Here is a 23,892-nt window from a genome sequence, read left to right as displayed (position 1 = left end):
ATTTAAACAGTATTTGCTAGTCTTACTAAGGATGAATTGTGCCATCTGGCATTTGAGCTTCTTGCAAGCTAGCATTTGAGAAATCCGCGCATCCCATCAGGTTGAAACGCATTGTCGCTCCTCGATCCGTTGCTTTCATATTGAAACCCACTACTGCATTTTCTGGGTTATTCTGTTGTGGAACAGCGCTGACATTAAAATCCATATTTGCTTCTTTTTCATTAGCCTCAAGGTTGAAAGTGATGCCGGCACAGCCCAAATCAGCTCCCGTGAGGTTGGCTCTATTTAAGTTGGCATTTTTGAGGTTGGCATTAGTCAACTTGGCTCCTGATAAGTTAGCACCTTCTAGATTAGCTCCCTGCAAGTTGACTCCTTGCAAGTCTAATCCTTTTAGGTTGGCATTGCTGAAATTGCATTCGGGACACTGTTTTGTTTGCAGCAATTCCTTGACTTGGTTTTGTTGATTTAAAAAAGTTAGATATTTTACCGCAGTAAATACAACTGCGATGGACAATCCAGCAGTCAATAAATTATTTAATTTCATAAATATCCGAAAAGCTTCGGCGGCTTTCTCTGGCTGTTAATAGATTTCTACCAGAGTGCGATCGACCTCTCCACAATTCCCACACTAAAATTGCAGGCATCTCCCACAAGCAATCTGGCGAAATTAAACACCGCCGGACTTATACATCCCGCCTCCTTTCCCCCGCCAGTGCTGCTTTGAGCATGGCACTCGCCCCCTCCGTTTGCTTCACTTTGCTTTGAGCAGTCCACAAACGGAATTTATTGTTACCCGGAGCCGCGCATTTGCATATACCTGCGGACAGAAATCAAAGAAACTTTATTTATATCCCTGGAATGAGTAAATCTTCGAGAGATTACAGCATGATTAAATAGAAACGCAATACCGTACCTGCGCTGTTAAGTTCTCAGCAACTACTTGTGTCAAAATTGCTTTGAGAAATTAATTTACTCTAAAAACTGTTAGCAGCAGCTCAGGTTCCTAAACCTCGCCAGAATACACCCTACCTATAATCCCGACAATTCGGAGCGGTAATGAACACAATCAAACCCGAACCCCAAAGATCGCGCTTCATGGCTCTGCTGCTGACAACGCTGTTGACCTTTCCCTTTGTGAGTGCTTGCGGTTCTGACGAGCGAACTTACGCTCCCCCGCCTCCTGTTGACAACACTCGCGCTGGAGGAGTGCAAACTAATCCCCGCCCCACTCCTTCCCCACAAGCGAAAAAAGGACTGAGCAATGCTCAAAAAGTAGGGATTACTTTAGCAGGAGCAGCCGCCCTTTACTACATCTACAATCAGTACAAAAATAAACAAGAAAAGGGGCCGCAGGGAAAACATTACCTTTCCAAAAACGGTCGCGTTTACTACCGCGATGCCCAGAATCGCGCGGTCTGGGTAACGCCTCCGCCTGAAGGAATTAAAGTTCCGGAGTCCGAAGCAGCGCGTTACCGCGAATTCCAGGGGTACAACAACCAAACTACCGGTCGAGACCTTACTACCCTGCCGGAAGCTACAGCTCCTGTTCCGGCACAGTAGCCTAACCATTTGAGATTTTAGATTGCAGGTTCCGTGACTTTCAATTAAATCTCGGATTCCCAATCTAAAACAGCAGTTTTTCACAACATAAAAAAGAGGAACTTTATCATGGTAGACGGATTTTTGCGGAAGTTAAAAGATGCGATCGTCGGACCAGACGGCGAGCAAGTCGATGCTGATGGCTATTACGAAGATGCCTCAAATCCCGGACAGTACGGCAACGTGACTCCAGCGAGCGAAGACCCCTACGGCGACCCGGCTGAGTACGGAGAGTACGGCAACCTTACTCCAGCCAGCGAAGACCCCTACGGCGATCCGGCTGAGTACGGAGAGTACGGCAACCTGACCCCGGCAAGCCAAGACCCCTACGGCGACCCCGCAGACGACGCCGGTACCGACTACGCACAGTTCGGCAACGTGACTCCAGCGAGCGAAGACCCCTACGGCGACCCGGCAGACTACGTAGCGGATGCTGGAATGTTCGGCAATGTGATCCCGGCGAGCGAAGACCCCTACGGCGACCCGGCGGATGAAGAAGGCTTTAGTTAAGTAAGTTAGCTAGAAAAATTACCTGGTAAGCAACCGCACCCCTGTAGGGGTGTTTTTTTTGCCAGTTCTTTTTGCTAGTTCTCAAAAACGGAGAGGGTGGGATTTGAACCCACGGAACCTTGCGGTTCACCTGATTTCAAGTCAGGCGCATTCGACCACTCTGCCACCTCTCCTGGCGCATAAATTTTATCATACCAGCAAATGTCTCTAACTACAAATAGCCGCAGATTCAGTGCGCCGATAAAGAATTTGTTCTCTTTCTACCGCGCAATCTTCGCCTACCCATACCAGAGACACTTCCGACACTGCTCCATTTTCCAGCAGGACAATCGAGAAATTCCGCAATTTCGAGCACTCTCTCTCCACAATTCGCGGTACGCAGGCCGCATTCAAATAAACTGTACCCTCCGCACTCACCTCCAGCGACTTCCGCAACTCCTGCTTCGTGTGCCGCAGTTTGTGGTGCATATGACCAAAAGTTACCAGCGGTATGTGCTTTCCTGTGGTACGAGTTCGATCGATCGCCTCCGCAAAATCCGGGTCGCCCCAATCCCCTCCCAGCGGCTTCCAATCTCGCCCACAGGGGTCTTCAGGAGCCTCTCCCAGCCCCGTCGGCCCCGTGTGACCCAAAAAAATCACATTTTCGCAGTGCGCCTCCGCGGCAGCTTCTGCAATGCGTCGGGCTGACTCTTCAAAACTCTCTACGTCAAACCATTCCGAGTAAAAATCCCCGTACTTCCACTCCGAGCCTCCCCAAGTAAACGGGCGGCTTCCCACGACAGTTACGCCCAATTCTGGAAAATCACGCTTCCCGTAACCGACGTGAGCTTCTCCCATTAAATCTAACTGCTGTTTTACCCAATTTTCTTGAGTGCGATCGTAAGGGCACTGACTGCGGCCCCACTCTGTCGCCGTGTACCAAGCGTCGTGGTTCCCAAACACCGCTGCTTTCGGAAGGTCCAATTGGGCGATCGCCCTCACCACCTCCACCGACTCATTACCAAAATCCCCCACAAACAGCACCAAATCAACGCCCAGATGCTTCAGGGCCTCGCCGTCTTCAGGTTCCCAGTGATCGTGAACGTCCCCCACCACCGCAATTTTGATAGATTTAGCTTTATTCATGTGATTTGTCATGTGCGATCGATCCCTAGCCCGTTCTTACTCAGCATAGGAAACAGCGACCAATTTTTGCACTCTCCCGCAGCATATTTTGGATTGGAGATTTGAGATTTTAGATTGGCTCCACTGAACAGCCAGCACTTTTTGGTGAATTCAACTATAATTCAAAATACACTTTAGCTGTCTTCGCCACCTTCCCCGGAATATTCTAACTGTGTTTACCACCGCACCTGCTCCGAACTTTACTCAAACCCGACTGCCCCACGACTTGTTTGCAGCCATTAACGCCCTCAAACAAGAGTTAAACGCCGTCATTCTCGCCCACTATTACCAAGACTCCGAGATTCAGGACATCGCAGACTTCATTGGCGACTCCCTAGAACTTGCCCGCAAAGCAGCCAACACCAGCGCCGATGTCATAGTTTTTGCCGGAGTTCATTTCATGGCCGAAACCGCAAAAATTCTCAATCCCGACAAATTAGTATTGTTGCCAGACTTAAATGCTGGGTGTTCCCTTGCCGACAGTTGCCCTCCCGAAGCCTTTGCAGCTTTCAAAGCCGCTAGACCAGGACATTTAGTAATTTCCTACATTAATTGTACCGCCGCAATTAAGGCAATGAGCGATATAATTTGCACCAGTTCTAACGCGGTTAAAATTGTCAACCAAATTCCGGAAAATCAGCCGATAATTTTTGGGCCAGATCGCAATCTCGGCCGCTACGTAATGGAACAAACTGGTAGAAAGATGGAGATTTGGCAAGGAGCCTGCATCGTCCACGAAAACTTCTCAGAAAAAAAGATAATTCAACTCAAAATCGAAAATCCCGAAGCCGAAATAATTGCCCACCCAGAATGCGAACCTCCCGTGCTGCGCCACGCTAATTACATAGGTTCCACCACTGCTTTGCTCAAATATTCTCAAGCTAGTTCCAGCCAAGCTTTTATTGTTGCGACTGAACCGGGAATCATTCACCAAATGCAAAAGCAAGCTCCGCACAAACGCTTTATTCCCGCTCCTTCAACCAATAATAACTGTGCTTGCAACGAATGCCCGCACATGAGATTAAATACCTTGGAAAAATTATATCTCTCCCTAAAAAATCAAACCCCCGAAATTACCATGCCCCTAGATATTCAACTAGCAGCCTTGCAGCCCATCCAACGAATGCTAGAAATGAGCTAACCGGTGGATATTTTTAAGTAAATCTATTGTAGGCTGGGTTGGGCACAGCTATTCAATTAAGTCATCGCCTAACCCACCAACATCGAGTGGCACTCTGTCAATCAGTTGTCCACTCTTTCTCTTCTCTTCCTCTGGGGTGCCTACCTTTAAAACTCATGAACCACGATAAATGATGTCCGAAAAACTGATTGTTTTCACCCGCTATCCCGAACCGGGAACAACCAAAACTCGACTTATTCCGGTGCTGGGAAAAGCAGGTGCTGCCAACCTTCACCGCTTGATGGCCCAACGGACGATCGCCTGCGCTCTCTCTCTTGAAAAATCCCGCGGGTTATCGGTAGAAATTCACCGATCCGGCGGCAGCCAACAACTGATGCAAGACTGGTTGGGAAGTGATATTATTTGTCAAAATCAAATAGACGGAGATTTGGGCGCAAGAATGAAAGCAGCGTTTGAAAAATCTTTTAATTCAGGGGTGGAAAAAACTGCAATAATCGGTACAGATTGTCCTGATTTGAAAGCAGAAATCATGGCTCAAGCTTTTGAGGAACTGAGCCAGCACGATTTAGTTTTAGGTCCCGCAAAAGACGGAGGTTATTATCTGATCGGGTTGCGGCGATCGATACCGGAATTATTCGGTGGCATTCACTGGGGAACCAGTCAAGTATTTGCTTGTACGAGGGCGATAGCCCAAAAGCTAGACCTCAATATTGCTTATCTTCCCACTCTTGCAGATATCGATCGACCAGAAGATCTCCTCGGTTTAGATATTAATATTTTGAAATAACTAAACTGTATTTAATTTATTTTTATTATTATAAATTGTCATATTTCATTAGATAAAACTACTTGATTAGTAAACCACAATGTCATACAATAGTAATTGTATTTGTCTAACCTAATGCTGAATCTCATTAGCAGTTAGACAGCGCTTGGGACAATAGTCCCAGGCGCGAGAAGCAGCCAAAAATTACCAACAAAATTAGCAACTAACAGATCAGATTTGTACAAAAGCCGCCCTGCCACAGGAAAGCCCAATGTAGGCGCGGGCCCGGTGTAAAAAATGAGCAACTAATAGCTGGGTTTTTTACCAAACTCTCCCACCTTAAGACCAAATGTAGGGGCGAGCCCGGGGTCAAAAAGGGGCAAAATCAGCTTTGTACAAAACCCGCTCTTTCTCACGGGCTGCTTAATTCTGTATGTCGCCAGAAAATCCCAATATCAAAATTTCCATTATCATTCCAGTCTTAAACGAAGCACCTACAATTGCCTCAGTCATCTCCACCGCCCTTGAGGCCCAAAATGCCGAAATAATTGTCGCCGACGGTGGCAGCACCGACGGTACTACAGATATAGCAAAATCTTTGGGCGTCCGAGTTATCTCCACCGCCCCAGGCCGGGCCACCCAAATGAATGCAGGTGCTGCTGCTGCTACTGGAGAGATCCTGCTGTTTCTCCACGCAGACACTCTTTTGCCTCCCGGGTACGACTCAAGCGCGCGTCGGCTACTAGCTAACGCGTCTGCAGTAGCGGGGGCCTTTGAACTCAAGATTGACGCCCGCAGTCTCAGCCTCCGGTTGGTAGAAACAGGGGTAAACTGGCGATCGAACTTTTTGCAAATGCCCTACGGCGACCAAGCTATTTTCCTTCACGCAGTTACCTTTGACAAAATCGGGGGTTTTCCCGACTTGCCCCTCATGGAAGACTTTGAATTCGTGCGTCGGTTGAAAAAACAAGGCCACATCGAAATAGTACCCCAGGCAGTGCTGACATCCGCCCGTCGCTGGCAGCAGCTTGGGGTGATCAAAACCACTGCCATTAATCAAATAGTAATCATCGCTTATTTCCTGGGAGTGTCGCCCGATCGACTCGCTTTCTGGTATAAGAGGCAAAAGAAAAATTCTTCCAAAAACTAAAGAATAGTGAACTTTTCTAAAGCTCGCCGTTAATTATGTAAATAGGAAACACGTCCCTGCGTAAAATATGACTTGAACGCCTCAACTTTTTAAACTGCGAGGACAAACAGAATATGGCCGATCCCAGAGATGCAGAGCTTATTAAACCCTTTAACGGCGACCCCTTCACGGGTCATCTAGCCACCCCCATCAGTGCTTCTGATTTCACAAAAGCATTTATTGGGAACTTGCCCGCCTACCGCAAAGGACTCTCGCCCCTAATTCGAGGTCTGGAAGTTGGTTTGGCACACGGTTATTTCCTCGTCGGCCCCCAAATCGTCTTCGGGCCCCTGCGGGATTATCCAGAAGCAGCTAATCTCGGAGGATTATATACAGCCCTCGTCTTAGTTCTGCTTGGCACACTAGGTATGTCTGCTTACGGTTTAGTCTCTTTCAAACAAGACAACACCAGCTACCCTAGCGCTAATCCTATGACCCCCGATGCCCTCAGAAATGCTGAGGGGTGGAGCCAGTTTACCGGTGGTTTCTTCATTGGCGGGATGGGCGGCGTCTTTGTTGCCTACTTCTTACTCGAAAACTTTAACGGCATCGATGCCATTTTCCGGGGTTTAGTCAACAATTAGACTCCACTCCCAAATATCCCTGTTGGAACACACTAACTTTAGTTTGGAGAATTTGATATGACAGGTTCCTACGCTGCTTCTTTCTTGCCTTGGATTTTGATTCCGCTAATTACCTGGCTGATGCCGGTTGTGGTAATGGGTTTGTTGTTTATCTACATTGAAAGCGACGCCTGATCGTTACCCCTAAAGTAGGGCCTAAGTTGGAAAGCCGAAGTAAGATGATTGACGAACAATTGCTCTGACATTTCTAGATAAATCTAGGGAAAATCAGCAAAATATTGTTTTGAGATTGCTGGCTATCCGAAAACTTAGTTTCTTTACCCCCATCCCCAGAATTTATCTGTGGAGCAATCTTTCAGTTTTCTTCCTTCAGAACTCGTAATTGCAAAAAAATCCTCTGTCGGCAGGCAGAGGATTTTTTTGCAAAGAAGACAAATTATCGGCTCAGAACACACAAATTGCCAAATTCTAAGCCACAATTGTTATGGAAACCTACTAATGAGGAGACAGCGATGCAATTTTTCCCCGCACGCCGCATCTTAGCTCCATTCCTGATCTCGGTACTGCTGTTAGTGACCGCCTGCGGTCAAACCCAAGCCCCATCACGCTGGGACAAAGCTCAGCAGGAAAGCACCCAAAAACCTGGTAAAGCCAAGCAGACAACTGCTGATAAATCAAGTGCTAGTAATCAAAACCTGCCCAAGAAGGCAGTTGCAGGCGGTAAGTTAAATAAATACTTTCCGGCTTCTGGCGGTGGATTCGATCGCGTTTTTGCTCAAGAAAAATCTGGTTTTGCTGAAGCTAAGTTGAACAAAGACGGTAAAAATGTCGCGGTGCTCTCGATTAGCGACATCGCCGGCAACCCCAGCGCAGGTGCAAAATTTAAGCAAAGTACCAAGCAAATCAGTGGCTATCCCGCCGTTAATCAGGGTGCTAATGGTACCGCTGTTTTAGTGGCAAATCGCTATCAGGTGAAAGTTCAATCACGCAGTCCCTCTTTTACCGCGAGCGAGCGCGAAGCTTGGCTGTCAAAATTTAACCTCGGCGGTCTCGCCCGCCTCAAGTAGCAATCTCTTTTGTCACACTCCGCGCCCGACTCCTGTCTGGCGCTATCAAAACTAAGTTGACACAAAAATAGTGTGAAGTTTTTGCCATCTGCCAAAAGTAATATCTTTGATTTTCGTTCCAGCAAAAGGAGTTTTTTGTGAGCAAAACAGTCTTTGAATTAGTCGATCAACTGCCTCAAGACAACATGACTGTCAAAGCCCTGCGAGCGCTTGACTTTGTGGTTCCCGGTGAGTGGAACAATTTAGTTGGCTTTGAAAATACCATTCGCACCGTTACTGGCGAAACTGACGAAGAACTGATCCAGCAAATTGGCGAGCGCGCCATCTACCTCTACAACGATAAATCAGAGGGCTACCAGCGCGCTCTCTGGCTCTACCAAACTATTGACAACGCCGACAAGGCTTTGGGCAGTGCCGCCCTCGCTAATAAGGTTGCGGAAAATGTCTCGTTTTTATCGTTCCTCGGCAATATCACTCCCAAGGCAGAAAAAGCTCAAACGATCGACCTTTCTTTGAAGTTAGTCACTGAGTTGCTCGCGTTTTGCCAAATCAACGGCATTCCCGGCGACAGCATCGGCGATTTTGCCGCTTCCTTGGGCGACTACGGTGGCGAATCCCTGATGCGGATGGCTGCTTTGGTTTGTTTTGACGGTTTGATTCCTTTGGGGCCAGACTTTATCATGGCAACTCAGTCTTGGATTCAAAAGCTCTCTCCTAGCGATTTGCAATCCAATCCGTCATTTAATGCGATCGGCGGCATGATTCCTGGGGGCTCTCCTGCAGGCCAACTCGGCTTTATCGGCGAAAGCTTTAACTCGGTTTCTGGCTGGATGAGCTCTTTTGTGAGCGATCGGGGTTTGACTCCCCAAAACGTACTCGGCAACTTGCAGAATTTTGTAGACGTTTCTGCCGACAAGGTGGACTACGTGGGCGCATTCCTCGACATGACTACCAACTACTACGAACACACCGGTATTCAAACTCTTGCCCGCCGTTTGATTGAACGAGCTGTCGCTGAGATTTAGAATAACCAAAGGAGTTGTGATATTGGCCGGCGATCGCCCTCTGAGAGTGTTTTGAGTTCAAATTTTTTGGAACGAGCAATTCTCTCTCGGTTGGTTTTCGATAAAAAGTGTGCGCGATCGCAAAAGTCGATCGCCCCCACCTGTACTCACAACTCCTTTTACCGATCACTTTTAAAAGGAAGCGTTAATGCCAGAAGAACCGCAAAACCCTACCGCTGGAGAATCGGAAACTCCCAGTGCTTCGATCGAGAACGCCCCGAGTTCCGACGAACCCGAGACAAGCGACTTTCCCAGCACTGACAAGCCTCAGCCGACTGCTAAAAAGCCCGCAGCCAAGAAAGAACCGAAAAATCCTACCGCTGGCGAATCGGAAACTCCCAGTGCTGCGATCGAGAACGCCCCGAGTTCCGACGAACCAGAGACAACCGACTTACCCAGCACTGACAAGCCTCAGCCTGCTGCTAAAAAGCCCGCAGCTAAGGCCGAAGGCGACAAGCCCCCAGCTAAAGCTAAAAAGGAAAAAGCACCTGCTGTTGAAGACAAGCCCTTTGCGGAATTTATTCAACAAGATTATTTGCCCGCTTTGCAAACTGCTTTGACTAAGCAGGGCGTTAAGGATTTAGAGGTGAGTTTGGCAAAGCAAAAACTCCCAGTTGCGGGTTTGAGTTCCGCCGGGGATTGCTGGCAGGTAATTGGGAAATTCCAAGAAGGTCAGCGCCAATTTAACATATATTTTCCTCAAGAAAATATTCAAAGTCAAAGGGCGTTTTCCTGCGCTGAAAATAATACCAAAACTAGCACTTTAGAGCCTTTTTTGATAGATGAGCGCAAGGTAACACTAGACCTCATGGTGTTTGGCGTCGTCCAGCGGCTTAACGCTCAAAAATGGCTAAATCTTAATTAGCCAGTAGTCATTAGTTATTAGTCCTTAGTGGCGGGTCTTCGGACACTTACTAATGAGTGTCAGGGCGGGTTAATTGTAATATAAACTTTACCCCTCGCCCAATTTCTAATTTTGCCCTGACTAACTCAGAAGTGAGAAGTCATAGCTAATGACTATTGACTAATGACTATTGACTAAGGACAGATTTTCTTCGGATTTTGTCAAAAAATTGCGAGCTTGCATTATCCCGTAAAGATTAACATCTGTTTCTAACAAACAAGCATGACCGCTGTTAGCCAGCAGCACCATTTCAGCATTGGGAATTACCTTGACTAAAAGCTTCGCTTCTACTAAGGAAGGCAGCAGCCGATCGGCACCGCTAGCAATTACTAAGGTCGGCTGTTTGATGCCGCGCAACTGATTTTCGTCAACATTAAACGATCGCACTAACGCCAATCTCCACACAGACGTGTTTTGCGGTACTGCTTGCATCGCTTCTAGCAAAGCGCGGCGATCGTCGCGCCCAATCTTTCCTAATGATGCTAATATCGGCAATAAACCGATTACCGAGAGCGGATAAAGGTTGGCCGGCAGCCACTGAGTCAGGTACGATCCCCACTGCACCCAAGGCTGCTGTCGAAACGAAGAAGCTGGATTGACTAAGATTAATCGATCGCACAATTGGGGAGCTTCTAACATCACTTTCATCGCTAAACACCCCCCAAATGACTCGCCGCACAGATAAACCGGCCGCTTCGGCTTTCCGGCTTGCTTTTCGGCTTCAATTAAGGCAATTGTTTCCCCAACCAGTACATCCCAACTAGGCGTATCGTCCGCAGGTAAAGTTAAGCAACGAATGTCGAAATGATTGGCTAATTTAGGAATTTGGGAGCGCAGCAGCAAACCGCCCCCGTCCATACCGGGCAAAAATACAAATAAAGGGCGATCGAGTTTCGGGGGTTTGGGGGTTAGGAAACGAACCTTATTGTTAGCATTTGCCATGATTCAAGTCAATCGATTTTAGATTTTAGATTTTAGATTTTAGATTGGAAATCTGACACCAGTCCACAGTCAACAGCCAACAGTCAACAGTCAACAAACTTACAAACAACGTCGTTGGAGTAATTCTGCAATTTCTCCCTGACAGTGGTCTGTGAGTTCAGCCACAACTGCTTTGGCTTTTTTGCCTTGATATTGCTGCTGTCTCTCGGCAGTAATCCAGTAAGGCTGGCCGATTAAAACATTAACTCGCTGATAAATTATCACAGGATGCCACCCAGAGCGATCGAACAGCGGTTCCGAAGGATCAAACAAACTCAACAACTTGAGCGGTACACCCGATCGTACCGAGTGTTCCTCAAAAGAACTAATCGCCACCGGCAAAACCGCCAAATCCCGCACCGGCGCCCGCAAAGCCAAATGAGCAAATCCGCGCTGAAACTTCCCCACAGTATTGGGCCCAGTCACCTTCACCATCGGTTCTGCACCTTCTGGAAACACCCCCACCATCTCCCCGCTTTGCAGCAGCGCTGTCGCTTGAGAGAAAAAATGCTGCTGTCGGTGCTCGGGTGCTTCCAAGGGGAAAGCGCCGAAAGTCGTGACAACTTCCCTCATCAGCGGAACTTGACCCATGTAATGATGACAAGCAAAGCGGATCGATCGACCCAAAGCCGCTGTCAGCAGCACAGGATCTAAGAAACTGCGGTGATTGCTCACCACCAGCACCGGACTCTCTTGGGGAATCCGGTCTTCGCGGAACACAAACGTCTGCGTTCCCAAACCAGCCAGGAAACAGCGCGAAATCAGCAATTTGCTCTCTGAAGACATGGGCGAAAAGACAGGTGCGACGCTATAAAGGTTGATTCCATTCCCACGCAGCTTAACATTACTTTACCAAGGCAGGGCTCCCTCAAAAAGTAGACTTTCCCCTGATGCCTTGGTTTGGTAATCCAGGACGCACCGCTGGTAATCACGTTGGTTTTTTCGCGCGTTTACTTCTAGTCAGCCCACCAAAACCCTAAAAAACGAGGTTTCTAAGCCTCGGAGTGCGATCGCCAAGTGTTTCGGCAGAAATCCCCCCTCAGAAGCAAAAATTTATCAAGTGTTGTCGCAACTTATTAAAGAATGTTTACAACAACCCCAAAACCAAGTTGCGGCAGCTAAACTTAGAAATTTACAGTGGGCATTGACGCACTGTCAAAGTATTTTTGGACAAGTCGTAATAGCAATCTCGCGAGGCATCAAATGAATAACATCCAAAACTATCGCCTTAGATGTACGCTCACCTTTGGCGACATTTACGGTCAAATCATTGTTTGGCTGATAGTCATCTTCCTAAGTCTAGCGTCGGCACTGGCCTTGTGGAGTAGCGCCCGCCAAATCTTCGCCTTGGCTACCGTCGGCTTGATTTTAGTGCTGTCTCTGCCCTTTTTGCTGTTTGCTTTCGTTACAACTCTGCTAAATAACATTGAAGTGCTTGCTGTAGAACCCGGTACGGAACCTCAACCTTCTGCAACGGGAAATCAGTCGCTTCAGAATCCTGCCGAAAGCGCCGGCTAGTCCAATTTGAAATTTTAACTTTGGATTTTCCATTCAAATCAAAAGTTAAAAAACTTCCTGCTCTTTTGGTAGGAAGTTTTTTTTTGCGTCACGATAAGTTGAGCAGAACACTCAAAATAATTAAAAAAAATGCTAGAACACGACGTAATCATTGTAGGCGGCGGTTTAGCAGGTTGCCGCGCCGCAGTAGAAATTGCGCGGACTGACCCCAGTTTAAAGGTAGCTGTCGTCGCCAAAACTCACCCGATTCGATCGCACTCCGTCGCAGCCCAAGGTGGCATGGCCTCCAGCCTGCAAAATGTCGATCCCGAAGACAGTTGGAAAGCCCACGCCTTCGACACAGTAAAAGGTTCAGACTATTTAGCCGACCAAGACGCGGTAGAAATCCTCACCCGCGAAGCACCCGGTGTAATCATAGATTTAGAACACATGGGAGTCCTCTTCTCCCGCCTCCCAGACGGCAGAATTGCCCAGCGCGCTTTCGGCGGACATTCCCACCGCCGCACCTGCTACGCCGCCGACAAAACCGGTCACGCCATCCTCCACGAATTAGTCAACAATCTGCGCCGTTACGGGGTTCACATCTATCAGGAGTGGTATGTTACGCGCCTGATTTTGGAAGAAGGCCAAGCCAAGGGGGTAGTTATGTACCGCCTGCTAGACGGTCAAATTGAGGTTGTCCGTGCTAAGGCGGTGATGTTTGCCACGGGCGGTTACGGCCGAGTTTACAATACCACGTCGAACGATTACGCCTCGACGGGAGACGGTTTGGCGATGACGGCTTTAGCTGGATTGCCGCTGGAAGATATGGAATTTGTACAGTTTCACCCGACGGGTTTGTATCCCGTGGGAGTGTTGATTTCCGAGGCTGTGCGGGGCGAAGGCGCTTATTTGATTAATTCAGAGGGCGATCGATTTATGGCGAATTATGCCCCGTCGCGGATGGAATTAGCGCCTAGAGATATCACTTCGCGCTCAATTTCCATAGAAATTCGCGCCGGTCGAGGAATTAATGTTGATGGTAGTGCAGGCGGCCCCTTTATCTACCTCGATTTGCGGCACATGGGGCGCGAAAAAATTATGAGCAAAATTCCTTTTGCTTGGGAAGAAGCCCACCGTTTGTTAGGAATTGATGCCGTAAATCAGCCGATGCCCGTGCGCCCTACCGTTCACTATTCAATGGGGGGAATTCCTACTAATGTTAGCGGGCAAGTTCGCAGCAGTCCTGAGGGTTTGGTAGACGGTTTCTTTGCAGCGGGCGAAGCAGCTTGCGTGTCAGTTCACGGCGCCAATCGTTTGGGCAGCAATTCGCTTTTAGAATGCGTCGTTTACGGCAAAGTTACTGGCGCAACAATAGCACAATTCGTACAAAATCGCAAGTTACCGACCGTAGACGAACAGCGTTATATTACGGAAGTAAAAGAGCAAATTCAGGCCCTTTTAGAACGTCCAGGAAAATACCGAATCAATAAAGTGCGGCAGCAGTATCAAGATACTATGACTGAGTATTGTGGCGTATTTCGTAGCGCCGAATTGATGCAGGAAGGTTTAAAGAAGTTGGAGGATTTAGAGCGACAATATGAGGAGGTTTACTTAGACGATAAAGGTAAATTGTGGAATACGGAAATTGTGGAAGCTTTGGAGTTGCGGAGTTTGATAATTGTCGGGAAAATAATTTTAACTTCTGCTTTGAACCGTCAGGAAAGTCGGGGAGCTCATTCGCGGGAAGATTTTACTGAGCGCGATGACAGCAATTTCTTGAAGCATACAATGGCGTATTATTCGCCGGCGGGGATTGATTTGGCTTATATGCCGGTGGCGATTACGATGTTTGAGCCGCAGGAGAGGAAGTATTAAGTTGTTGGGTGGGCGATGCCCACCTTATTTTATTGTTTAGTATCCTAATACAGTAAAAAATCCCAAATCAGATTAACTGTTAGCCAACTGGAGAACTTAATCAAGAAACTCATTAAAGGGCGAGCGCACCTTTTCTCATCAAAGTTCTAGTTCGTCGATTCAGCCTTAACTTTCACAATCACATTATCGAAGTATACCGCGATCGCATTTTTCTCGCTTCTGGTTGAAATGACTCCAATTTTTCCTGATTTGTAAGAGTCATCTTCAAACATCCCAACTCTTTGATTATTAATCCATCCAATCACCCTTTTCCCATCGCATACAATCCTCAATCGATTCAAATTGTTACCTTGTTTGATTGTGGTAGAATACTTCCAGCCAAGTTTATGTTCCCACTTGTTAGTTGATGATAATTTTCCCAGCGCAAAGTTTCCATTGCCTTTAATTAGCAAATAATAATAATTGTCCACTATTCGAGGTTGATTCTGAGAGTTATATCGAGCTATTATTCCAAATTCTAAGTTATCAGAACCCTTGACTTTTTTGGCATCAGCAGAAAAATCAAAGTTAGCAATTTTATTTTCTTTAATATCCCATATGGATAAGCTGCGACGATTTATTTCATCTTCACTCGTTTGATGAAATAGTCCCCCATTTTTTATCTTTGCGGAGGGTGGAATTTTCCAGGTTGATGGAGATTTAAAATCTTCTCTAAGTAAAACTTTAGGAAAAAATTCTGTGTTGGGTGTCAGCTCCCATGTCAAATATGATGTCAAGGCAAGTATTGCAGCTAGGGTGATGATAATTTTATATACCTTAGATAGATCGGAATATTGTTTGATAGTTTTTAGACCTTGAATTATTCCGAAAGACGCACCTGTGAGTCCACCTAAGAGCAACCAAGCAATTTCTGGTTGCTTGATATTAATTAATGTTAGTGAATATGCAGCTAGATCTCCAAGTACAATAAAACTAGCTCCCCACCATGCCAAGATGTTGAGCAAAAAATTTAGGGTAACTCCTATGAACACCCAAATCAGTAATAATGCGACAACCACTTTTATGAATACAAAAAATTTCAAAACTCTTCTGCGGTTTATTGTCTGGTAAGGTTGATAACTATAGGAAAATTGATTATTTCTTTGATTACTATTGCTATAATTTTCTTTTAATTTATTTAGGGGCTGTAACAAAAATTCTACGATCAATCTTAATTGTTCTTGAAAAGGGTTAAGATGCTCTTGCAAGAGAAATTTCAAAGCTAAAAGAGTACCCAAAATCATTAGGCACCCAAATATCGAACAGACTAACTGAACTTCGGGTATCCCCATTAGGCTCAAAGGGGAAACTACTTGTAAAACAGAAGATCTACTGACTTCAAGCGGGTATGACAAAATCCAATTATCACCTAAACCTACTGATAAAAATTGGCCCAAAATTAAGCGAATACAATAAAGACATAATCCTGTAGGAATACCATTCCTAACCGTAAACCAGACAAGGGTTCCCCAGTTTATGGGTTTCCTAAAGGAAACAGGTATTTGAAACTCTCCTGTATTTGTTGTTAGTAATATTTGAGCATGGTAGTGACCAGCTTCTAGAGTAGTTGTATTTAAGGTCAAGGTTAATTCTAAGGATGAACTTTCAAAGCTGTTCGGTGTTAGTTCAAGTTGAGCCATATCAGTTGAAGCATTTCCCTTAAGTATTCCCCCACCAGTGGTAATTTTCAATAAGGTAGGAATGGAATGTATGCCATCTGCAATGACTCCCAAGTCTAGTTTCCTTGGTTCTATATTGACAGGAAGTTCTTTTACCTCATAGTGGACAGGAATTTTGCAGGGTTCCTCAACGCCTTCTAGGCGAAACACTATATAACAATAGTAATTGCCAGGTTCTACCTCTAGTGTATTCAATTCAATATCTAATTTGCCAGTAGAAGAATCGAATTTTTCTGGTACGCTCACACCTCGACTATTCCCCTCAATATTTACATTTCCCCAAGCAAATCCCCGCCCTTTATTGATAATTTTCAATGGATATGTTTGGTGATAGCCAAGTGGTATATCACCAAGGTCTAATTCATTTGGTAAGATAACAATTTTTGGAGATGGATCGTGTCCTATATCTTCACACATAACCCGCACAAACATCTCTAAACCTCTACGCTTTTCGCCCTCATATAAATTGACAATTTTACGAGACACGTTTGCTAAATTTGTCTTTCCTAAACGTGCTACCAGCCAGCGTTCTACATACCCGCTAAATAAGTAATCTGTTGCTTCATCAGGATATTTATCAAATAAATCAATTAAATCAAAAATTGAGGATGCTTCTCCATATTTAAATTTAAAATTATGTGGCTTGAGAGCTTCGGCAAATTCTCGCCTCTCAATATCTAAACTCGCAGTTAAAAACCGACTGTCTTCACTACTCAAATTTTTGCCTGCTGCCCATTTTTGGGCATCTTGTAGCGCCTGCCCCCGTAACAAGCATGAATCACTCTGACAGTTCGATGCCAGCCAATCTTGTATAGCTTTTTTGTAAAAATCTGGGCGGAGATACGCTAATTCATTGCTAACCCATCCCTGACTGAAAACTTGCCTGTAAATTCGGTTGTAAACTTCTAATCTACCCTGTCGCTTGACTACCAACCCTGTCAGCCGGAGTTCCATGTGGTCTGGACTATCATCAGTTAGAATCCCTTTTTGCTGGCACAAGATTTGTTGATATAGGCCCAGCAAATAACCAGCACGCTGCTCATTTGTCAAAAGGCGATCGCGTATTGTCCTCAAATGCTCTGGCTCATCTTGTGATTCCCAATTTTTGATAATGCGCGATCGCACCAATTTTTCAATATTCAATACCTCATGGCTAAGCCGAATTATTTTACAAATTTTTTGAGTAAGAAACGGTTGTCCACCAGTCCATTTCAATACTTCTTTCAATACTTCTTTTGGATTGCTGACTTTTCCCACCAATCCTTGGGCTAATGGCTCGGCTTCATCTGCCTCAAAGCCGTTGAGTTCAATCTCTCGACCAACATTAAACGGTGTGCGCTTTTTGTCTTTAATCAAATCTGAGGGAGTAGCCACCCCCAATAGCGTGAAGGTAATACGCTTGTATTGTGGTCGATCGGCACGCTGGTTATAGCAGTATCGGATTAAAGCAAAAAAATCGTCAGTTGGAAAACTCAGGCTACGAACGCTATCGATTTCATCCACAAAAATCACGATGGGTTTAGAAATATTGACCAGCAGCACTTCTTCTATAAACTCACTCAATCGATCCACAGCGGTGAGATGGTCGCGATCTCGCCACCATTTTCGCAGCTCAAACTTTTCTGAAAGCTCAAAACTACTTACTAAACTCCGAACTAAACCTGCATACCACATGTCTGGTGTACCGTTTTGGCTGCCAATACCCGTCAAGTCAATCGCAGCACAGGCAATTCCGTCGGCTTGCAGCGATCGCATCGTTTGCACCCGCAGGCTAGATTTACCCATCTGCCGTGAATTCAAGACATAACAGAATTCTCCCGCCTTCAACGCTTGGTACAAGTTTCGATCTGCCTGTCGCCTGACATAAGTGGGAGAATCAGCAGGTAAATTGCCTCCGACTTGGTATTCATAAGCTGGTTGAGGTACTGGATTCATGGATTAATCCTCAAGCGATCGCAAAAATACTGGCGATACAATTCATACAGAGGCAGGACATCATTACCTTTCATTTTAACTAGCCCCATAGGGAGTAACTTAGATGCTTGTCGTGTATCTATCCGTACTGGGGAGTTCTCTGCCACTACTCGCTTCATAGCAGCCAGCAGTTCTTGATTTTCCTCCAAATTCAACAAATGACGACGCAGATGATCGCTGTACAAACCTTCTTCGGTAGGAGCAATTTGCAAGAGTTGTTCCAGTGTCATCTCACGCCGTGCAATTCTATATAAAGCCATCCGTACTAGATAAGGATGCCCGCCCACCATCGCCATCAGTTTCTCGACTTGCTTGCTCGTCCACTTGAGTCCGTGTCGCCCTACTAAATCTTGAATCTGTGACTTATTTAGCTGTGGTAATTCAATAGGTAAACCTACATTAAACGGCGACTGATTGGCGTTCAAAGTATAAACATCTTGATGCACAATGACCAACCGCAGTTTTTTCCAAATTGCCTCATTCTTGCCACGCTCGTGCCAAGATCGCAGCAAGGGCAAAAAGTCATTAGCGATCGGTGGATGTGAGAAAATCCAATCCAGTTCATCCAATCCCAAAACCAGAGGGTGCTTGATTTGGGGCAGAAGATACTCCTCGAAATAAGCCGTGCAGTTCTCCTTGCTGCCAAAAATGTCATCCCAGTAATCTGCTAACTTGTTGGATAGTTTCAGCCTCCGTCCCACGTTGGCACAGAACCACCGCAAGAACGGATCTAGGTTAGCAAACACATTTCCATCGGCTTGTCGAAAATCAATCAACACTGCTTGATAGCCTTGCTCGGTTCCACAGTGGAGTATTCGTGCCATTAACGAGGTTTTGCCCATTTGGCGTGGGGCTTTAACTCGGATTAATGCCCCTGCTTTCACAATTTCTTTATAGCAGTCAGATTCGATGCGAAGATGAGCAACATAAAAGGCAGAATCTAGAGCCACTTGCCCTGTTGGTGATTCTAGTTCTGGAACTACAGCCCCTTGAAATGCGGACAAACCCCGATACGGGCCATCTATATCGGGGCTACCTACTTTTTTTCAGGAGTATCCCTAAAGACTCGTTGAATCGGCTGCCAAACTTTTCTTAAAGAATTTTCCGTATCCAGTTCCACCTCATAAGCTAGAATTCCAGGAATCAGAGGTACAGCAAACTTTACTTTAGCAGCAGCAGGTGTTCCGGGTTCGTTTAGCTTGTCTCTAATTTCTCGCAACAATCGCATCAGTTCATCGGGATACTTGGTCACGGGTTGGTTCTCAATATGTTCAACTTCTCCGACAACTTCGACGATGGCATTGTGTGCATCGACTTCTTCTACTGTACAGAAGCCTGCTTCTTGAGCCAGAAGATCCCAATACTCAGCCTCACCCTGGCGAATTTCGGGTATAAGTTCTTCCCGGATTCTTTGCTTTATCGCAGTTTTGGCAAAGATGTCGTCAGTCATGGCAAGGCGCTTTTTCGCACTATTAAGAGTTTCATATAGCAACTCTAATTGTTTTTCTATTTCAGCTAACTTTCGGCTTGGTGGCATTTGAGCTTAACTCCTGTGATATTCAATAAAAGTCTCATTCATAAATCAAATAAAATTGCCAGATGTCATTCTTGAGAATTCTGGCTAACTTCCTCCCCAGATAAACTTAACGCCTCCGCCACCTTTTCCACACTCAAACCCATTCCCAACAACCGGGGAATTGCATCCCTTATTGCCTGAAAGTAAGCTTGTCGTGCGTGTTCTGCACTCTCGGATCTTTCCCGCTGTTGTGCCCCTGGCAATCTGTCTAATTGAGTTCTTTCATCGCAATCAACAGGAAATTACCTTCCTCGTCCCACCAGCGCAGCCACAGCATGGTTTGATTTTGATAACTGCCTGTAATGCTAGTAGTCATAATTCCCTCCGAGGTCTTACATAATTGGTAATTAGTAATTGGTAATCGGTAACAGGACGCTGGGCGCTAGAGCTTAGAAACCCGGTTTCGACCGGTATATGTCGTCGCTCAACCAAGATTTCTCGTAGAAACCGGGTTTCTTTTCCTAAGTCCTGCGTAATCAAGAAGAAAGCGAGTAATTTTGAGTTTAAATTATTAAGTTTTTAACTTAATAATTTTTCACTGACAACTCAACACTCTTTCACTTAAAACTTTCCTTAAGGTTTCGGTAGCGCACCTTCTGGACTAGGAGAAGCAGCCGGTTCGGGAGTCGTCGTAGCCGCAGGAGAAGGCGAAGGAGTGCCACTAGCTAACTGATTAATTTGGTCTTTATAGTTAGGAGGAGCTAACTCAGTAGCTCGATCGAACAGCGTTTTTGACTCATCTGTTTTGCCCTGTTCCTTCAGCACGATCGCCTTTCCTAAAGTGGGGCGAAAATCTTTGGGATTAGCCTTAGCAGATTCGTCGTAAATTGCGATCGCTTCCTCGTAGCGCTTCTGCACAGCATAAACCTGTCCTAAAATCAACTGCACTGAAGTTACATCAACACTTTCCGGTTTCGCCAGATTGGCAGCCGGAGCAGCCTTCAGCGTATCTTGCAGCAGTCCGATCGCAGCTTCCGGCCGCTGCTGCACCAGCAGCAAATTCACCAACCCCTGCAAAGCCTTAATTTCCCCAGGCTTAGACGCTAAAATTGACCTGTAAGCTTGAGCAGCGCCTTCGCGATCGCCCGTGCGTTCCTTAGCCTGAGCCAGCAAAATTCCGTATTCAGTAGTCTCAGGATTCAGCGAAGCCAACTTTTCCAAAGGAGCGATCGCATCTTTAATGTCCCCCACTCCTTGCCCGATCAACTCCAGCCGCACCTGCAACAATCCCCGCAAAGCCGTTACGTTGTCAGGTTCCCGCTGCAAAACCAATTCGTATCCCCTAGCCTGAGCTTGCAGCAACTCTGATTGCTTCTCGCCTGACTGCGCCGTCTGAGTAGGTGTTGGAGTTGACGTACTTTGGGCTTGGCTGGCCTTGAGAATACTGTCCAAAATGGGAACCAAAGAAAATCCCAAAAAAGCGATGAGCGACAGCACCACCACCACAGTAATCAACCCACGACGCTTATTTGCTTTTTCCATAATTCAACTATCCCAGCTTAAAATCTACTATTTTCTAAGAATTAACGCATCGCCCGGGGGCGTCTGCCATTTAACTAGATCCATGCAACCATAAAAGTTCTTAACTTCAAAGTCCCAACGGACAAAGCAGCCTTTTACTTGCAGCTAATATGGTAACAGACCCACAACTCCATGCTAGCTAAACAATTTTGGACACTCAGACCCCCAGCCCCAAGGACTGCGGTGTCTGTCCAATTTAGTCTGGTCAAGCTAAAAATTACCGAAAATATGGCGGATCAGGCCGTTAGGTAATTGGATTAAGTAAAATAGGCAAGCTGAATATCCTAAATGCTATTAGCCAGCAACTCCAACTCGGCGCGATCGCAGGATCGAGCGGTCAGCAACTCCCAAAGTCCTTGCTCGCAAGGATTTTAGCAGCCAGCTCACCGATCGGCACTCGTAGCGTTGAAAGTTGGCGTTGACGGGTCACAACCAGACCTCCGGGCGCAAGCCCCAAGTCTGGTGCTAGTAGTTTTTAAAGCAGTTTCTTCAGTTTATTCCTAATTTCCCTTAAGGGATGTGTCTCCGCTGCAAGGAGTTTTTATGAACCCCTCTCCCAACCGGTCTTCCAAATCGTCCAAATCTACTTCTACTCGCAAGGCTCAGCCAAGCGAACAGGCCGTCAATCCGCCTACAGATACAGATTCCATTCCTGAGACACCAGACGAAAGTTCGGTACCTTCGGCGTCGGCTGCACCTGTTGACCAAAATCAACCGGCAACGCCAACAGACGCCCCAGCGTCCAAGGATAAGCTGCAACGACCACGCTACAGTTCTGCCCTCGACAAGGACAAAACAAAGCCACAAGACCAGCCCAGCAATGCTCCTGCACCCCCGGCGCCAGCAGCGTCTTCGGCACCTGTCAGCGATACTCCAGCCCTAGCAGTCGCACCGCCCGCAAACGCCGAGCCACCCGCTAACGAAAGTCCGGCCGATGAGGACATACCCTCCGTCATGCGCCAACATCCCATTCCCCCCCCCAGCGAACCCCGACAGTACCGAGCTGTTGGTTTGGTGCGGGGCCGCTACACGCAATCTGAAGAGCAATTCACCCGGGGTATGCTGATAGCTGCTGACGGAACTGCGATTGACGCAGTTTTGCTGGGTAGAGTCATGAGTTTAGTCAAAAATCACCTGGATCTGGAACAAGAACACCTGTGGGTGGTCTATCCCCGCACCAGGCAAGAAGACGGGAACTTGCACGCCCAGATTATGGGAGTTTGGGAGCCGGAAACGCTCAAGAAACCTCCCGAACCGTCCTCTGATGAGGAAAATCAGGAAGCAGCGGAGATTGAGGCTAGTGGCGAAGCATCGACCGCATCTTTGCCTCCCTCGGAACCTGATGTTGAAGATGGCTATTTTTCGATTAGAGGTGAGGTGATTTACCAATCCCAAGACGAAGAAAAGTATGTCATCGTCAAAATCAAGCAAGCTCCCCGCAAGAATGACGACAAGATGAAGTTTTTTAAACTGAAACTCAAGGGAGATTTAGCAACAAAAGCGATCGGGTTTTTTTGGGATTTCCACGTCAAATTGAAAGCTGACAGTCTGATGATTGAGCAAGCCAATAATATTGGCGCCCTGCCGATTAAAAAGCGGAAATTCCCCCCGGGCAGCAAGCCGCCCGGTGGTTTCAAAGGAGGAGGGAAGCGTCCGTTTACTCCTAAGCCCCGCGGTGAAGGTGCTCCTGTAGGCCGTCCTAACATCAAGTCCGCAGCAGCAGCACCACCGCCTGTCCCGAAGGAACCTCTTCCTAAGCCGATTAAGAAGCCTAAGCCGATCGAGCAATAAAAAATAGTGAAAGTAAAAATGCAATATTAAAGGTTAAAAAACTTTTAATATTGCATTTTTACCCGAAGTGTTGACGACCCCTTGATCGGAGCAAAAAAATAGATAAGCTAATCTTGTAAACCGCTGATTTTAATCATTAAAAATGAGTTCCTTAAACCAGTGAAAGAGCTAATTTTTTATACATAAAAATCTGTAAATAGCGTAATTCATCTAGCAGCTTATCACCGATTACAGACAGATGGAACATCCACTAATTGAAAAAGCAAGTAATAAATCAAATAAGCATAGATTGGTATCCGAATCCGTTGATATGATTAGTGATTAAACGAGACAACTTTAAGTGCTTTTTCAGAAATATTCATAGCAACTCAATTTGCCATCGTCTTTGATGAAATTATCGGATTTCTTCCTTACTATATCCCAGGTTTCCTGATTCAGGTAAATTGGTCACAAATCTAAATTATGTCCCGATCTATAAATATGAAAAAGTCACCAATCTTACTTGGACTGCTCGTTCACCTTTCCAAACTTCATAAGTTCCATTTTCCTTGATATTGAGACTAGAATTATTTTTAATTTTCAACATACAATATAAATTTTATTTTTTAAGTAATGCTTTAACTCGTTCAGAACTTGAAAATCCTCTATCCATTACAGCGACTCCCTTCTGGGGCAGGGCTGTTTCATTCTCAGGAAAATCGGGATTTTGACTCTTGTAGTGCCAAGAATGTCTACCTCCCCACAGACGACTTCACAGGCGTTTGAGACATAGGGGCTGCCCCTACAAGAGAATGAAACAGCCCTGCCCTGAAGAGGCATTCTCGCCCCGTCAAGCGATCGTGTGGTGGTGGACTCAGCATCAAAAATAGTGAAAAGGGCGATCGCACTGGGAACTTACTGGCTTGCGGGCGATCGACTTTTCCCGAAATATCATTGATATCCAACCAATAACAAATCACTAATCACTA

General features: G+C 46.2%; 23 protein-coding genes and 1 tRNA gene. 13 read left to right on the top strand and 11 right to left on the bottom strand.

All coding sequences use genetic code 11. From position 1 onward, the window contains the following. Window positions 1-25: 25 nt before the first annotated feature. Window positions 26-544, bottom strand: a complete 519-nt coding sequence (locus QUB25_RS23165) for a pentapeptide repeat-containing protein (RefSeq protein ID WP_333186545.1) — start codon at window positions 542-544, stop codon at window positions 26-28. A 512-nt stretch (window positions 545-1,056) separates the two neighbouring features. On the opposite strand from QUB25_RS23165, the gene QUB25_RS23160 reads away from it, so the two are divergent. Together QUB25_RS23160 and QUB25_RS23155 are read left to right on the top strand one after the other, a co-directional pair. Further along, complete coding sequence (locus QUB25_RS23160) at window positions 1,057-1,560, top strand: hypothetical protein (protein WP_333186542.1); 504 nt, start codon at window positions 1,057-1,059, stop codon at window positions 1,558-1,560. A 108-nt stretch (window positions 1,561-1,668) separates the two neighbouring features. Beyond that, window positions 1,669-2,109 carry a translation initiation factor gene (locus tag QUB25_RS23155; RefSeq protein WP_333186539.1) on the top strand — a complete coding sequence of 147 codons (441 nt, stop codon included), beginning with the start codon at window positions 1,669-1,671 and terminating at the stop codon, window positions 2,107-2,109. Window positions 2,110-2,197: 88 nt separating this feature from the next. Here the strand turns inward: QUB25_RS23155 and QUB25_RS23150 are convergent. Together QUB25_RS23150 and QUB25_RS23145 are read right to left on the bottom strand one after the other, a co-directional pair. After that, window positions 2,198-2,282, bottom strand: a tRNA-Ser gene (locus tag QUB25_RS23150). A gap of 34 nt (window positions 2,283-2,316) precedes the next feature. Further along, complete coding sequence (locus QUB25_RS23145; RefSeq protein ID WP_333186536.1) at window positions 2,317-3,234, bottom strand: TIGR04168 family protein; 918 nt, start codon at window positions 3,232-3,234, stop codon at window positions 2,317-2,319. A 211-nt stretch (window positions 3,235-3,445) separates the two neighbouring features. Here QUB25_RS23145 and nadA point away from each other — a divergent pair, with 211 nt between their 5' ends. The 8 genes from nadA (at window position 3,446) to QUB25_RS23105 (ending at window position 9,949) form a co-directional block, all read left to right on the top strand. After that, window positions 3,446-4,414: a quinolinate synthase NadA gene (nadA, locus tag QUB25_RS23140; protein ID WP_333186532.1), complete on the top strand. Its 969-nt coding sequence runs from the start codon at window positions 3,446-3,448 to the stop codon at window positions 4,412-4,414. 169 nt (window positions 4,415-4,583) lie between these two features. Further along, window positions 4,584-5,201 (top strand): TIGR04282 family arsenosugar biosynthesis glycosyltransferase, encoded by a 618-nt coding sequence (locus QUB25_RS23135; RefSeq protein ID WP_333062465.1) that lies wholly within the window; start codon window positions 4,584-4,586, stop codon window positions 5,199-5,201. 412 nt (window positions 5,202-5,613) lie between these two features. Then, window positions 5,614-6,330 carry a TIGR04283 family arsenosugar biosynthesis glycosyltransferase gene (locus tag QUB25_RS23130; RefSeq protein WP_333186529.1) on the top strand — a complete coding sequence of 239 codons (717 nt, stop codon included), beginning with the start codon at window positions 5,614-5,616 and terminating at the stop codon, window positions 6,328-6,330. A gap of 113 nt (window positions 6,331-6,443) precedes the next feature. Beyond that, window positions 6,444-6,953: a photosystem I reaction center protein subunit XI gene (locus QUB25_RS23125; protein WP_333062462.1), complete on the top strand. Its 510-nt coding sequence runs from the start codon at window positions 6,444-6,446 to the stop codon at window positions 6,951-6,953. A gap of 57 nt (window positions 6,954-7,010) precedes the next feature. Beyond that, window positions 7,011-7,127 (top strand): photosystem I reaction center subunit VIII, encoded by a 117-nt coding sequence (locus tag QUB25_RS23120; protein ID WP_293127047.1) that lies wholly within the window; start codon window positions 7,011-7,013, stop codon window positions 7,125-7,127. Between the two features lie 284 nt (window positions 7,128-7,411). Then, complete coding sequence (locus QUB25_RS23115; protein ID WP_445251979.1) at window positions 7,412-8,020, top strand: hypothetical protein; 609 nt, start codon at window positions 7,412-7,414, stop codon at window positions 8,018-8,020. A gap of 137 nt (window positions 8,021-8,157) precedes the next feature. After that, window positions 8,158-9,045, top strand: coding sequence for a hypothetical protein (locus tag QUB25_RS23110; RefSeq protein ID WP_333186525.1), 888 nt, complete (start codon window positions 8,158-8,160; stop codon window positions 9,043-9,045). A 187-nt stretch (window positions 9,046-9,232) separates the two neighbouring features. Beyond that, window positions 9,233-9,949: a DUF2996 domain-containing protein gene (locus QUB25_RS23105; RefSeq protein ID WP_333186522.1), complete on the top strand. Its 717-nt coding sequence runs from the start codon at window positions 9,233-9,235 to the stop codon at window positions 9,947-9,949. Window positions 9,950-10,108: 159 nt separating this feature from the next. On the opposite strand, the gene QUB25_RS23100 is transcribed toward QUB25_RS23105, so the two are convergent. Both QUB25_RS23100 and QUB25_RS23095 read right to left on the bottom strand, forming a co-directional pair. After that, the gene (locus QUB25_RS23100) at window positions 10,109-10,930 is read right to left on the bottom strand and encodes an alpha/beta fold hydrolase (RefSeq protein WP_333062456.1); all 822 of its coding nucleotides are present in this window, start codon (window positions 10,928-10,930) and stop codon (window positions 10,109-10,111) included. 99 nt (window positions 10,931-11,029) lie between these two features. After that, window positions 11,030-11,755 carry a lysophospholipid acyltransferase family protein gene (locus tag QUB25_RS23095; protein ID WP_333186519.1) on the bottom strand — a complete coding sequence of 242 codons (726 nt, stop codon included), beginning with the start codon at window positions 11,753-11,755 and terminating at the stop codon, window positions 11,030-11,032. Window positions 11,756-12,172: 417 nt separating this feature from the next. On the opposite strand from QUB25_RS23095, the gene QUB25_RS23090 reads away from it, so the two are divergent. After that, the gene (locus tag QUB25_RS23090; RefSeq protein ID WP_190741078.1) at window positions 12,173-12,487 is read left to right on the top strand and encodes a hypothetical protein; all 315 of its coding nucleotides are present in this window, start codon (window positions 12,173-12,175) and stop codon (window positions 12,485-12,487) included. 129 nt (window positions 12,488-12,616) lie between these two features. Further along, entirely contained in the window at window positions 12,617-14,344 is a 1,728-nt protein-coding gene (locus tag QUB25_RS23085) for a succinate dehydrogenase/fumarate reductase flavoprotein subunit (RefSeq protein WP_333186516.1), read from the top strand. 146 nt (window positions 14,345-14,490) lie between these two features. Here the strand turns inward: QUB25_RS23085 and QUB25_RS23080 are convergent, their stop codons facing one another. The 5 genes from QUB25_RS23080 to QUB25_RS23060 form a co-directional block, all read right to left on the bottom strand. Beyond that, complete coding sequence (locus QUB25_RS23080) at window positions 14,491-17,997, bottom strand: AAA-like domain-containing protein (protein WP_333186512.1); 3,507 nt, start codon at window positions 17,995-17,997, stop codon at window positions 14,491-14,493. Then, window positions 17,994-19,040 (bottom strand): AAA-like domain-containing protein, encoded by a 1,047-nt coding sequence (locus QUB25_RS23075; RefSeq protein ID WP_333186510.1) that lies wholly within the window; start codon window positions 19,038-19,040, stop codon window positions 17,994-17,996. The genes QUB25_RS23080 and QUB25_RS23075 overlap by 4 nt, the downstream gene beginning before the upstream one ends. 32 nt (window positions 19,041-19,072) lie before the next feature. Then, window positions 19,073-19,573 (bottom strand): hypothetical protein, encoded by a 501-nt coding sequence (locus tag QUB25_RS23070; RefSeq protein ID WP_333186507.1) that lies wholly within the window; start codon window positions 19,571-19,573, stop codon window positions 19,073-19,075. Window positions 19,574-19,638: 65 nt separating this feature from the next. After that, window positions 19,639-19,815, bottom strand: a complete 177-nt coding sequence (locus tag QUB25_RS23065) for a hypothetical protein (protein ID WP_333186504.1) — start codon at window positions 19,813-19,815, stop codon at window positions 19,639-19,641. A gap of 370 nt (window positions 19,816-20,185) precedes the next feature. Next, entirely contained in the window at window positions 20,186-21,094 is a 909-nt protein-coding gene (locus tag QUB25_RS23060; RefSeq protein ID WP_333074708.1) for a tetratricopeptide repeat protein, read from the bottom strand. A gap of 582 nt (window positions 21,095-21,676) precedes the next feature. On the opposite strand from QUB25_RS23060, the gene QUB25_RS23055 reads away from it, so the two are divergent. Beyond that, complete coding sequence (locus QUB25_RS23055) at window positions 21,677-22,924, top strand: hypothetical protein (protein WP_333186501.1); 1,248 nt, start codon at window positions 21,677-21,679, stop codon at window positions 22,922-22,924. A gap of 731 nt (window positions 22,925-23,655) precedes the next feature. Here QUB25_RS23055 and QUB25_RS23050 read toward each other — a convergent pair. Then, window positions 23,656-23,883 (bottom strand): hypothetical protein, encoded by a 228-nt coding sequence (locus QUB25_RS23050; protein ID WP_333186500.1) that lies wholly within the window; start codon window positions 23,881-23,883, stop codon window positions 23,656-23,658. Window positions 23,884-23,892 lie beyond the last annotated feature (9 nt).

It is taken from the genome of Microcoleus sp. B3-D7 (assembly GCF_036705305.1).
GTDB lineage: Bacteria > Cyanobacteriota > Cyanobacteriia > Cyanobacteriales > Microcoleaceae > Microcoleus.
This window is presented reverse-complemented; position numbering and strand designations above follow the sequence as displayed.

Excerpts from the sequence above, each read along its gene's own strand:
- QUB25_RS23165 (WP_333186545.1), bottom strand. The coding sequence starts at position 544 with ATGAAATTAAATAATTTATTGACTGCTGGATTGTCCATCGCAGTTGTA.
- QUB25_RS23160 (WP_333186542.1), top strand. The coding sequence starts at position 1,057 with ATGAACACAATCAAACCCGAACCCCAAAGATCGCGCTTCATGGCTCTG.
- QUB25_RS23155 (WP_333186539.1), top strand. The coding sequence starts at position 1,669 with ATGGTAGACGGATTTTTGCGGAAGTTAAAAGATGCGATCGTCGGACCA.
- QUB25_RS23145 (WP_333186536.1), bottom strand. The coding sequence starts at position 3,234 with ATGAATAAAGCTAAATCTATCAAAATTGCGGTGGTGGGGGACGTTCAC.
- QUB25_RS23135 (WP_333062465.1), top strand. The coding sequence starts at position 4,584 with ATGATGTCCGAAAAACTGATTGTTTTCACCCGCTATCCCGAACCGGGA.
- QUB25_RS23130 (WP_333186529.1), top strand. The coding sequence starts at position 5,614 with ATGTCGCCAGAAAATCCCAATATCAAAATTTCCATTATCATTCCAGTC.
- QUB25_RS23125 (WP_333062462.1), top strand. The coding sequence starts at position 6,444 with ATGGCCGATCCCAGAGATGCAGAGCTTATTAAACCCTTTAACGGCGAC.
- QUB25_RS23120 (WP_293127047.1), top strand. The coding sequence starts at position 7,011 with ATGACAGGTTCCTACGCTGCTTCTTTCTTGCCTTGGATTTTGATTCCG.
- QUB25_RS23105 (WP_333186522.1), top strand. The coding sequence starts at position 9,233 with ATGCCAGAAGAACCGCAAAACCCTACCGCTGGAGAATCGGAAACTCCC.
- QUB25_RS23100 (WP_333062456.1), bottom strand. The coding sequence starts at position 10,930 with ATGGCAAATGCTAACAATAAGGTTCGTTTCCTAACCCCCAAACCCCCG.
- QUB25_RS23095 (WP_333186519.1), bottom strand. The coding sequence starts at position 11,755 with ATGTCTTCAGAGAGCAAATTGCTGATTTCGCGCTGTTTCCTGGCTGGT.
- QUB25_RS23090 (WP_190741078.1), top strand. The coding sequence starts at position 12,173 with ATGAATAACATCCAAAACTATCGCCTTAGATGTACGCTCACCTTTGGC.
- QUB25_RS23085 (WP_333186516.1), top strand. The coding sequence starts at position 12,617 with ATGCTAGAACACGACGTAATCATTGTAGGCGGCGGTTTAGCAGGTTGC.
- QUB25_RS23080 (WP_333186512.1), bottom strand. The coding sequence starts at position 17,997 with ATGAATCCAGTACCTCAACCAGCTTATGAATACCAAGTCGGAGGCAAT.
- QUB25_RS23070 (WP_333186507.1), bottom strand. The coding sequence starts at position 19,573 with ATGCCACCAAGCCGAAAGTTAGCTGAAATAGAAAAACAATTAGAGTTG.
- QUB25_RS23060 (WP_333074708.1), bottom strand. The coding sequence starts at position 21,094 with ATGGAAAAAGCAAATAAGCGTCGTGGGTTGATTACTGTGGTGGTGGTG.
- QUB25_RS23055 (WP_333186501.1), top strand. The coding sequence starts at position 21,677 with ATGAACCCCTCTCCCAACCGGTCTTCCAAATCGTCCAAATCTACTTCT.